At 44.2% G+C, this 12946-nt stretch carries 3 protein-coding genes; 1 reads left to right on the plus strand and 2 read right to left on the minus strand.

Going from position 1 to position 12946, the window contains the following annotated elements:
- The first annotated feature begins 76 nt into the window (after nucleotides 1–76).
- Entirely contained in the window at nucleotides 77–2362 is a 2286-nt protein-coding gene (locus M2137_RS04315) for a patatin-like phospholipase family protein (protein WP_280765230.1), read from the plus strand.
- Nucleotides 2363–2494: 132 nt separating this feature from the next.
- On the opposite strand, the gene M2137_RS04320 is transcribed toward M2137_RS04315, so the two are convergent.
- Both M2137_RS04320 and M2137_RS04325 read right to left on the minus strand, forming a co-directional pair.
- A complete protein-coding gene (locus M2137_RS04320) occupies nucleotides 2495–2938 on the minus strand; it encodes a hypothetical protein (protein WP_280765231.1) in 444 nt (147 codons plus the stop codon).
- 80 nt (nucleotides 2939–3018) lie between these two features.
- Nucleotides 3019–12696 carry a LamG-like jellyroll fold domain-containing protein gene (locus tag M2137_RS04325; RefSeq protein ID WP_280765232.1) on the minus strand — a complete coding sequence of 3226 codons (9678 nt, stop codon included), beginning with the start codon at nucleotides 12694–12696 and terminating at the stop codon, nucleotides 3019–3021.
- Nucleotides 12697–12946 lie beyond the last annotated feature (250 nt).

Genomic DNA, 12946 nt, shown 5'->3' on the forward strand with positions numbered 1-12946 from the left:
TTTTTATTTTAAGCAATTAAGTTTATTGTGTGTATTGAAAATAGATCTATTTTTGTATGTAAGCAGTGCCATTCGTATGAAAAAAATAATCCTCATACTCTTTGTTTTTCTACTTCCGATCTCCTTGCCGGCTCAACGGGTGGGTTTGGTGATGAGTGGTGGCGGAGCAAAAGGAGCAGCCCATATCGGGGTGATCAAAGCGTTAGAGGAAAACAATATCCCCATTGACTATATAACGGGGACATCCATTGGTTCCATAATAGGCGGCCTCTATGCCATGGGCTATTCGCCCGATGAGATGCTGGAGTTATTGCTTTCTAAGGAATTTTCCTATTGGCAGTCGGGGCTGGTAGGGGAAGAATACAGTTATTATTTCCGGGAGCCCTACCCTACCCCTGCGTTTGGCCATTTTGCCATCGATTTTTCAGATTCTTTGCAGATAAGACCCAACTTTCTCACCCCAACCAGCCTGATCAATCCGATCCAGATGAACCAGGCTTTTATGGGACTCTTTGCGCAGGCAACGGCCAAAGCGGCCTGGAATTTCGATAACCTGTTTGTCCCATTTCGCTGCGTAGCTTCTGATATTTATGCCAAAAAGGCTATTGTCTTCCGCAATGGCGACCTGGGAGACGCCGTGCGTGCCTCCATGAGTTTCCCTTTTGTTTTCCAGCCTATCTGGAAAGATAGCATACCGCTTTACGACGGGGGTATTTATGACAATTTCCCCATAGATCCCATGCGGGAGGATTTCAATCCCGACTTTATATTCGGTTCAGCCGTTGCGGGAGCCGACCAGGGAAAGGTGTCGGAAACGCTTACGAACCAGATCGAAAACATGGTCATGCAGCGGACAAACTATGACGTGCCGGAAGAAGAGGGCATGATGATCCATTTTCGTTTTCCGGACGTCAACCTGCTTGATTTCCCGAGGGCAAAAGAGTTGATGGACATAGGATACAACCGCACGATATTGCTTATCGACTCGATCAAGGCACGTGTGCCCCGCGAGGTACCCTTAGAGGAGGTCAACGCCCGCCGGAAAGTCTACAAAGAGAGCCTTCCACCCCTTGTTTTCAGGAATATATATGTTACAGGCGTAAGCGATGCACAGAAATTGTATATCGAAGCACAATTGCAGCGCGACATCAACAAGGAATTTTCCATGGAAGAGTTCCGGCGCGCCTATTTCAAGATGTTGACCTACTCAAAGATCCGCGAGATCATCCCCCATGCGATCTACAACCGGAAAGAGAACAAATTCGACCTTTACCTGGATGTAAAGATGAAAGAGGAAGTGAGTATCGGGTTCGGCGGTAACGTATCGTCGCATCAGGCGAATCAGCTCTTTCTGGGCATCGGGTATCAGTTCCTGGGGCAATTGGCATCGGAGGCCGTAGCCAATTTCCAGGTGGGAAACTCTTTTAGCGGTATTATGCTGGATGGCAAGGTGTACCTGCAAAGCCGGGTTCCCTCTTTCCTCAATCTGCGAGGTGTTTATTCGCATAAAAACTTTTCGGAAAGCCAATCGCTTTTCTATGAGGATGTCGTACCGGCCATTATGAAGCAAAAGGAGGGGTATGCCAAGCTGATACTTGGGTTGCCGTTTATGAACAAGGCGAAGGCTGAAATCGGCGTGGGCATAGGAAGCCTGAATGACCGTTACTTGCAGTCGTCCGACCTCACCGCTTTCGACCATAGCCGCTATAATCTCTTTCAGATATCATTGAGCCTGCATCAGAACACATTGAACTCAAAGCAATACCCTATCTCCGGTAGTCGAAAAGCCCTGACGGCTTTCTTTGTGTCGGGGAATGAAATATTCAAAGAGAAAGCAACCGCCGACAGCCGGTCGACAAAAGAGCAGCACCACAGCTGGTTGCAGATGAAAGGAAGGTTAGAGAATTACCATGTATTAAGTAGCCGTTTCAACCTGGGCTACTCACTTGAGACGGTTATATCCAGTAAGAACCTGATGAACAACTATACCTCAAGCCTGTTGCAGGCACCGGCATTCACACCAACTCCGCATAGTAAGATTGTTTTTAACGAAGCATTCCGGGCCAACCAATACCTTGCGGGAGGAATCTCTCCTATTCTCAAGCTAAGCCGGGTGGCGCATCTGCGCCTGGATCTCTACACCTTCAACCCCTTGTATGAGATCCGGAAAGACGAAGAGCTGAAGCCTTATTACGGCAAATTCCTCCGTAACTTTGAATACATGGGCGAAGCCGCTTTGGTTGTCCAGTTGCCTTTTATCTCGTTAAGCGTTTTCGCCAATGGCTACAGCTACCCGAAACAGAACTTTAACTTCGGGTTGAATATCGGCTACCTGATCTTTAATCCGAAATTCTTGGATTAAGAAGCTCCCATAAAATTCAAAACAGTTTCTTAAAAAATCAGCCACCTGCCATGACCGCTGTCAAAGAGATGGCTGATAAAGGAAACCTATTTGGAAAAGGGTTAGTAGGTTTCTATCAGGGGGGTGTTAGTGTTACTTGCAATTTAGTATCTCATGAGCGGATCCTAACGTTTTATTACTGGCAAAATCGATGACCTGTACGTTATTATAGAGTTTTTTATTCTCTCCATCGAACACATTCAATACGATCTTTTCATCAGAGAGACGGTTGCTCACAATCGTCAGATAGCAGATATACAGATCATACTCCGCCTCATATTTCAAGCTGACCATACCACGACATTCTTCGCCACTGAAGGCCGACACAACTGTGTTTGTACTCTTGCTTATACCATCCGGGAAAGCGACCTGGGCAATATAAGTCATACTGTATTCGTAGCTCTCAACCTTAGGTTGTACCCAATCAATCGTATCGTTTGATGGGATCGGTTCGTTCTCGTCGTCTTTCCCGCAGGAGATACAGAGGGAAAGGGAAATAGAAACAAACAATAGATATATATATTTAATTGATTTCATAAGATTTTATTTTTTTGTTTAAGGAGGTATCAAAAGCCTGTTACAGCTTTTGACACATCCTTTTGGGAATTAAACGATTATTATCTATTCTTAATCAGCTTGAAAGAGTCGATTCTCTCACCGGTTTTAACCTGCAAGACATACACTCCTTCAATCAGCGAATCCAGTTTACTCCGATCCAATTGGATATGATTCAATCCCGGAACAGCATTATGATTGGACTGATAAACCAAGACGCCCATCAGGTTATACATACTCAGGGTGATCGTATTGGTTTCAGGGGTATCTACCTCAACAGTAAGCCTTGAGCTAAATGGATTGGGATAGACAAGCGTGTTGTTTGCCAACAGAGTCAATGTCTGAGGTCTCCCCAGACTGCCGTACACGGCATTCTTGTCGAAGCCAAGTTTCTCACGCAAGGGGAACTCTTCGTTGTAAACCTGGAGACTGAAGGAGATCATATCATCCGATTCTTCTCCCGGTATGGTAGCAAAGAAGAGTTGTTTGCCATCGACCTCGACAAGAGGCGTTGTATGGGTGATCGTCCCGTTCAGGCGGGTGACAAGCTCAGCTGCAGCCGGCAGTTCCGTACCATAATCTACTTCTGCAATCAGGGAGAGGTTATGTTCATACGGTGAGGATTCACCTATATGTTCTTCCGCCACCGGAGTTTCCCAATCGAATGATGCTTTAGTCGACAACGACGAGCGCTCAGGATACGTAAAGCTCTTGGCAGATCCTGCCTTATACATATACCCCACACCGGGCATCATATAGGAGAGACTGCCCACCCAACCTAAATTGGAATCGTAGACGGCAAAGCCGGTCATACTCTTAACAATATCGCCTTCACTGGGGGTAAATCCGGCAAATGCCTCTCCTACTCCCATATTGGATTGTGGAATGAACGAGATCCAGTTCCAGCCTGTTGCCAAATGGATCGATGTTTGTGCCGGATTCAAGGGCGTTCCGGAAATCTGCAGTTTGTTATTGCCATCCATCTTCACCAGATACATTTGAGTAGTGTTTACTCCACTGCCACCCAGATCGCTATTTAGCCATCCGCCTAATTCATTGTCGTAGCGGCTAAACGCTCCCGATGCTTGTCCTTTCAGCTCAACACCGTTTTTGATACCGGCAAATAGCTTATTGACATCGTTGAAAACAGAGGAGGTCATATTAAATGATACCCAGTTCCAACCTGCCTTCAGGTCGATTGTCTGCAACATGCTGTTGGTTGTTGCAAAAATAACAGGATTCAAGGCTGAACCATGCAGTGTATTAGGCACGAAGGAAATATTGCTCGGTAATACATTGGCATAGGTCTTACCTGTGCTGGCATCCCATATACGGAATTCAATCGGGGCATCATTCGTTGAATAATAGATATTCAACATCACCTGCCATACGTCATACCCTTTATTGTATAAGGGGCTTGTCACTCCGACACATTCTCCATTGATAAAGGCGGCCACCAGGTCGTTCTCATCTTTCGAGATGACATCGTTGATCTTTAACTGACCAATCATCGACATGGATGTTTCATATTTCCCCGGATCGACCGACCAATCGGGCTTTTCACCACCCACGTTCAGCGTAAACAACAAGGTATGCGAATATTCCCCTTTCAAATGGATCTGTTCTTCATAGATACCCGGATTCAATCCGTCATCTACTTTAAACTGAAGCGTCTGTGTGGTTCCCGGTTGAATCGTTCCGCTACTTGGCGTAATGGTCAGCCAGCTTGGGATATTCTCAATGGTATAGTTCTCTTCGTATCCACCTAATTTGGCGATTTTCACATCGAACGTCAACGATTCACCATTCTTTTTGGTCTTTTGCAGCTCAGACTCTTCCCAGTGAAGGAAGCTTCTGTCGATATAAGCACTCCAGGAAACGGGTGATTTCATACCATTCCCATTTAGGTCCTGAATACCTTTTGCCGTAATGGTTATATAGGTACGTTCGATCAGGTCACTGGATTCAGTCAGATTCAACACAATCTGATCCTTATTAGTCACATATTTAAATTGATAGTTCTCTACCGGTCCCGCATCTTTTACAGGAGCAATCTCGGCTACTTCCACAGCATTCGTAGAAATGGCCACCGGCGTATTCGCCTCGTTCACCTGATCACTCAGCGAGAAGGCGAGTTCTTTATTTTGATTATTATTAACAATATATGTATCAAACGGATAATAAGCAATCAAACCGACTTCGCCACCCAACAACCTTACATTATTATTTCGGCTGATGTAATCTTGCGTCAAGGCCAAGTTCCAGATGCGGAACTCATCGATCACTCCGTTAAACGGCAGGTCGGAGCTTGTGCCGTTCCAACGACGCATGCCTATGTGCATTTCTGAATTTGCTAACGAACCGATCTCCATGCCGTCCATATAGGTCTGAAGCTCACCGTCCACATATACATTCGCACTACCGGCACGATTCACCGCTAAGGCAAAGTGATGCCATTTGTTATCCAGGTAGTTTGTGGAGGTAATGTCGTGTACAAATCCTTTCGACGCCATCTTCAACGTACCGTTTTCGAAATAGATACTCAATTTTCCGCCTGTTGAATTATCATTTCCATCACCACGTCCGCTCGAGAAGAGCGTTCCGTTTGCCGTACTGCCTTTGAACCACATTTCGATAGAGAAATCCTGTTCTTCGTCGATAACAACCGTCGCACCGGTATTGATTGTCAGGTAAGCATCCCGTCCATTGAAAGAAAGAGCGTGTCCTTCGGGAAGAATCTTCCAGGAGGCATTCATTGCTCCATGACGATTCGCGCTCTTATCCTGCAACAGGGTTCCTTTTCCTTCATCCATCATCCAATAACCGATAAGTCCAAGCGTATTGCCCGGAAGGCGCACATTCCGATCTTTCGACACCTTACTTTGCGTAAGGGCTCTGTCCCAAAGACGTAATCCGTGCATATTCCCGGCAAGATGATTCGTGTTGGTCAGTGATGAGCCCACTTTAATAACCCCCATTCCATTGTATGCCGCGGCTTGCTTGCCGGTAAACAATACGCTACCGTAGCTTCCTGCTGCATAATAGGCGGAAATAGTTGTTTTTGTATGGTCATAAACAATGGCATAATGTCCCCATTCGCTGGTATTCGTGATAGCCTCTTCGCTGGTTAAAACAGTATTACCCACTGTTACCTGCAATTTATTGGCTTCCGTGAATCCGATTGAGAAGGATTCGTTCTGCGTGCCATGGCTAAAGACAGTTGACGCACCCAGTGCCTCTCGTTTCAACCAGAACTCAACTGTAAAGGATTTATTGGCCAGATTGATTTCCTGCTCCATGGTCACATTCCCGGCTACGCCGTCGAAATGAACCGAAGTAAAATGATTGTCTGACGATCCATTCTTCACTCCTGTGATTGTGAAGTTCCTTTCCGACACCATTCCTTCATTAATATCTTTGTTAAAGCGGATCATCAGATCATTGGTACCCGTCAGGATACCGTTTGCCGGTTGAGGTTTGCCAAACAGCTGCAATTTCACATTGTCTTTCACGCCCGCGATAGAAGGCGTTATCATCTCAGACAACAGATAGCCATCTTCGGTTTCACATACGGTACGCGCCCTGAGTTCATACCTGCCGTCAAGTTCTTGAGACATATTCCAACGATAGCGGATATTTGTATCCGACTCTTCGATCAGGATATCTCCCGGTTGGTAACTACCCGTTTCCTTCAGGAAGAACTTCTGCAAGCTAATCCAAGTCGATGCGGAGGATTCTTTATACTGCAGATCAACATAGGTAAAATTATTGTAATTCACATCGTATCCTTCCAATACGATATCCAGCGTATCTCCTGTTTCCGAATTGACAATCCAGTTTTCCCTGGGGAAAGCAAAAGATATATCACTACAAGAAGGCAGGAATTCTGCCGAAAGGAACACATCTTCGAAAAGAGACTGTTGTTGACATTCCGCTGCCAGTATGATACGGATATCTTCATACAGATTCTGATCCGGTCCTTTCTCTATTGTCAGTGTTTTCTCCACAATCTCATTGGCCGGCAGCAGGAAGGTGCGTCCGTTTCCAATCGGAAGGCCGTCTATTTTTATCACCGCTCCATGCGGATTTGTCGTATCATCTACCATCAATACATAGTAGTTGTCCCATCCTATTTCCGACAGGTTCTTCAACTCGAGTGTGAAAGAGGCCGGACGATGGCTCGGCACACGCAGGCGCGTGTTGCCTCCCTTGACGGATATATCGGGCACATCCACCTGCATGGTTGATTCGCTCAACACATGCACGCCAGGTTCATAATACTGGGTTCTCACCTCCGGTTCGTAAGGACAGGAGGTGCGACCACCGCGCGTCTTAAAGGCAATCATTCCCGCCTCTGTCCAGCCATAATCAACACTTATCTGATCCGTCAATCCCTCTTCGGATAAAACAAACCCTACGGTTTTTGTTTCTGATGCACCGGATGAGGAAGAGCTTTCCGTACCAATGTTTATGGTGGATGAGGTATTCACCGTCATACCGATTCCTAAGACCGTTCCTCCTATTTTGCCTGTCACTTTAGGTGAAAGCAGGAAGGTAAATTCACTGGAGGTGGTATAGCTATTGGTAGTCGATTGAGAATATTCTATTTGTGAACCGGCGCCGAAGCTATAGTTACCGATCACATCCATCTCTACTTTTCTTCGCTCATTCTCTGCCAATGCTTTTTCCCACAGATTGATCTGATCATGACAATACTGTATGGAGTCGACAAACGAATCCATCTCTTCAGATTCCAGATATCCTACGGGGAAAATAATCTCATAACTCGGCCCTTCATAAGCACTCCTTCTTGTCTGATTTCCGAATATCGGATCCATATTACTTTTCCCGAAATACAGCGAATCACTCTTACTGTATTTACTCCGGTAGTAAGGAGCCTCCAGTGCGGTCGGATCAGGCTCTTCATTTTTCAGTAAAGAGTGAATCAGATTCTTCCATTTGGGGATATTGGTTTCAATGATTTCCATTTCCGTATAAGCAAACCGGGTATCGAAGGTCAACCCAAAGGCCAATCCTTTCGATTTACCAATCACATAATCGCTTCCTTCGATAAACTCAGAGATCCTTTCGTTGGTAGCCGTTTCCAATTCGTCTCTATGCAAAATGGTGATCGCATTGGTTTCCCCATATTGGATATTGGTGGAGTTAGCAATAAATACATCTCCTGAATGCCCCACATATAAGGGATCGTCCTTGGTCTGAAATCGTTCGGTAAAGGTGGTTACCTTTTCCGTTTGCGTTGTGTTTTTATAGGTTGTGCTTTCCGTAACGCCTGTCTCTACTTCAGCCACGATCTCCGACTCCAGGATGACACCGGCACCGATTCCTGTCCAGGTAATCGTTTTAGTACCCACGTCGAGTAATACGGAAGCGTCTACCGACTGCCCACCTGTGATCGAAATATCCGATGTCTTGGTAAAACTGGTTCCTTTTTCCAGATAGGAGTAACTATTGCTACCTGGAGGATCATGTACTACGGCCGTGATTTCATCCGGACCTGCTGTTACAAAGTCGGTACCTGTCGATTTAGCACCAAGCACATAGGCCGACAACGAAGGATCTTTCATCGTCCAGTTGTAAGGAATATTATCTATATACAATACCGCACTGAAACTCTTAACACCTTCTACTAATTCAGGCGCTCCGACATAGAAGGAGTAGGTCGCTTCCCCAATACTATCCAACTGAATAGTGGGTCGCCTATCTTCCAATGCCAGATCGTTCGATATCCGTATCTCACCGGTAGACACTTTGACCTCATCTGTAATGTCTTTGATGTCATTCACATATTTTTCGTATGCGCTAAACTTGAACTTATAAGTATTGCTTTGAGAAAATACGGGCAGGTCAAATTCATATTTTGCTTCCCCGTTCACCTTCGATACCAACGTTAATTCCAGCTTTTCTCCCGTAATCGGATTCGCACGGGTAAAGTTCTCATCTCCAAAATAATACAAAGGAGTACTTCCGTCCAATTGTTGAACGCTAAAAGAGGGATATGCCTGATGAATATAAGACCAGGTCGCGTGATAATAAACCGTATCCGAACGGGTTACTGCTTTCCGGTAGGCAGGTTGGCTACCAGACGCCGGCACATCAACCGAATCGACCCAGGTACGGATACTTTGCTGCATCATACTCGTATCATCTACGGCGGAATGAGTCAGATCTAACTCTTCCATTGCTTCCAATAAAAAGTTATACTTGTCTTTCCCGTAAGTAATCTCTTGTATCAGATAAGCTTCCGGATACAGATCGACAACAAACTCTCCTGTTTCTTCGCTAACAGTTATTTCAATTTCACTTCCATGGATATTCATATTCGTTACATCCTGCATGACAAGGTTTTCCTTTTTCCATTCACCGTTATTATGCTCTCTCACGATGGTCGTATCTCCGTCAAACAAGTCATAATTCTTTTTAGCCACAAGCTTGATCGTGGTTGCACCGATATTGTTTTTCGATTCGCCAAATCCGAGGGGTTTTGCTTCTTCCACCTTTCCTCCCACGACGCGACCAACCACTTTCACACGCGTGCTGTCTGTGAAATTAAAACTACACGGATTCGAAATAACCGGGTTTATTCCATTCTGCAGCGCTCGTCCATTATTTGCAAAAACATGTCCGGTCTTTTCCACCTTGATCTCGTGCTGTCCAATCGGTATGGGAATCTCGTAATAGCCATTCGCGCCTGACAGAATCGGTGTGCCATACATATCGGTCACAGTTTTCCCGTCAACCAGAAAACTACAACCTTCCACCGGATAGTCACCTCCGGCATAATACACATAACCGGAAACAATGAACGACGAATTATCGACAAAGTCTATATTATTATGCACCGGGCTGTTCGGTGAGAAAAAAAGAGATTTCTGTGGAGGTGTGAACGAATGTCCTCCCAATAAAGGTATCAACCGATAGTCCGACCCATCTTTTGTATAGGGCACAGTCGTGATCTGGTAATTCCCGTAATCGTCTGTGACCCCCTTGATCGACAATTGCTCACTGGTAGGCACCTCTGTTGTGTTACGGGTTGCCGAACCCATGATTTTGGCATGATTCTCATTGTAGTTCGATCCCGATCCGGAATAATCATACACATCTTCTCCGAAGAACTCGTCAAACCGGTAATAGGCCACCAAGCCATATTCCTTTCCGGAAAGATAGCGGTCGTAGTTTTTCTTTATGTCATCTTCCGTCAGCGAGTAGTCCCATAACCTTACCTCATCCATATAGCCGTTGAGGATGGAGGCACTATCAAACCAGCGTCCCAGATTAATGTAAACATTGGCCGGATCTTCTTCCGGCGAATAACATCCATCTGTAATTTTGGCTGATCCAACCTCTTTCCCGTTTATGTATAAAATGACACTTTCAGTAGCATAATTATTCACGACGGTAACATGATGAAAATCAGTAAAGTCAAAGGTATCTTTATCTAACTTATCTGCATCAAACTCAATCACATAGCTTTTTCTGTTCTCATATGCCCCTTTGATAACAAAGAATCGATATTGCTTATTTTCTGTACTGAAATCCAAGGCGTAAAGGTTGTTTGCGAATATAATGGTTTGATTTTTAGTAGTTGCCGTTGCAAAATCCTTAAACTTTATCCACGCCTGAAAGGTAAAACCATTTCGGGGAACCAAGATCGGTTTATAAGGAATCCGCACTTGCGTCCAGGCCTCTTGCTTGAACTCCATCGAACGATTCAGTATGCTGCTGGTTCCTTCTGCCAGAATCGACACCCCAACGGCTGGAGTCATCTTATCGGTATATAAAATATTCCCGCTGACAACACCATAAGGCTGTTTGAATCCAACGGATGAAATGATTGACGTCGCGATGGTAGAAACGACTCCATTACATTCTACCTGTCCCGCAATCACGTATTCGTAATAGATCCCCGGATCCGGATCCGGATCGCGATAGGTGTACAGGTAGTTTCCCGTTTCATAATCAAACCGCCCGATAACTTCCGATTGACTCATCGAGGTATTTTCGTTGCTTCCTGATAAAGGCCTACGGGTCAATATAAAACGTTTGAAATTGTTGGCGTATTCATCCTCCTTTACTTTCCATTCCAATTTAACGGCATCTGCCGTCACCCCTTTAGAGGCTTTAAAGTATTCTATGGCGGGAGCAATAGTATTATCCTGAAGTACAATTTTCTCAAAGGTGTGCTTGCCGACAGCAGTTTCCATAGAGCCTTCTCCTTTTACGACCGCTATTTCAAAAGTTAGAGGCGTACACATCTCCAACTGATCGATTGACAAAGAGGTCGTAGCTTTATTACCCGAATACACAGGAGTGACACCGCTGCTTGAAGTCATCGTCAGTTTATACTTAAACCCCTCTTCCCATATTCCATCTGTTACCGCATCCCACGAAACCTGAACGGATGTGTTGCCTTTATTTTCAAAACGAAAACTTTCGGGAAAGGCATAGTTTGTATTAAAAGGAATATGTGATTTGATAGAGAAAAGAGTTTCCCATTGTCCAAACTCCTGGGGTTTCGCCCGATAATAATAGGAAATAAAACCCTTACTTCTGTCTTTTATCTTGTCGATAAGCTGACCTGTATTTTCCCCACTTTCAATGGTTATATTTCCAATGGACTCTTTGTCGGAAAAATCAGCTTTTGTTGCACGCTGAACTTCAAACGTAGTCCGTGTATTCGCCTTGCTGGCTAATATCAACTTACATTGCACGCTTCCATCCAACAGGTTTCCTGTTTCCAACTTATTTATAGTCGGATATCTATACTCTGAAGTGGCATTTGAGGTAGCATAAAATATCGGCATCGTATGCGTTTCATGATATGGTTTTCTTTCCCTGACAACCCGAAGTTTGAAACCTTTGTTTAACTCGTCTTTGGAAAATTTATTCAAGGGAATCAGTATTTCACCCTGAGCGTCTTTATTGGTAAAAGAGCTTTCCTTTTGTAATACAGTCCATTTTGAATCTCCGGTTATCTGTTTCTCGACAATAAACCTTCCTGTTCCATCGACTGCCCTGTCACTATTAAAGTTATTTATATTCCAGTTTAATTTAATACGGTTTTGTGCCAAATCTTCCGTCGCGTTTAGGGATAGATTATGGACAGGTGAGGTGAGATTTACCTCGAATGTTTTTTTCCCTAATATCGGTTCTCGACCTTCTTTTGTTAGACTCTCTTTATAAGCATAATCATAATGATATTCATAAATAATCTTTACTGTCTTTCCCATGAAACGTTGGGGAATGTACCAATGTGTTTCTGTTTTCCAGCCTTTATCATCGGCATAACTATTAAGTGACAATGATTGACGGTTCTTTTTTTGCGGATCGCTCCACCCGTCTTTGTGTTGAGTCACCCACATCCCATATTGATCCTGATCGAACACTTGATTTGTAACAGAAAAACTTCGCGATCCTCCATAATCTCCTTCTCCTACTTTATTAATCAAATAGCAGTATGTAGTACTATTATCAATCACTACATGTATTTTTAAATACATTATATAAGAAGGCAGTGACCAGCTTGATTGAGTCCTTATCCTACATATATCATACATCAGAACCACCTTTCCCTCTTTTTCGTCATAGCGGACTTTCATGTATTCATTCTGATCCAAATGATTGCTTTCTGCCTTCCCTGTGGCAGCACCCAAGACCATGAAGGTCCACACCATTAGCCATACGGCCAATTTTCTCGATCGGTTAGTTTTTCTTTCCATAATATGTTTCCTTTTAAAGTTGATGAAACAAATATAGAATAGGATAACATTCGGGTAGTCTCACTCCCGCAAAATCAAGTCCTATATGCGCAAAACATTCACAAACAGCGCTTTATAGTTTTATATTTTTTCGACACAAAACAAAAAAAACCTTCAAAACGTTGCAAAGTTTGAATAGTTACGCCGTATTACAACCATGTGAACAAATGTTAATCATATCACTTTCAACAAAACCCCCAATTTACGATTT

The sequence above is a fragment of the Parabacteroides sp. PFB2-10 genome (genome assembly GCF_029893085.1).
GTDB lineage: Bacteria > Bacteroidota > Bacteroidia > Bacteroidales > Tannerellaceae > QVMG01.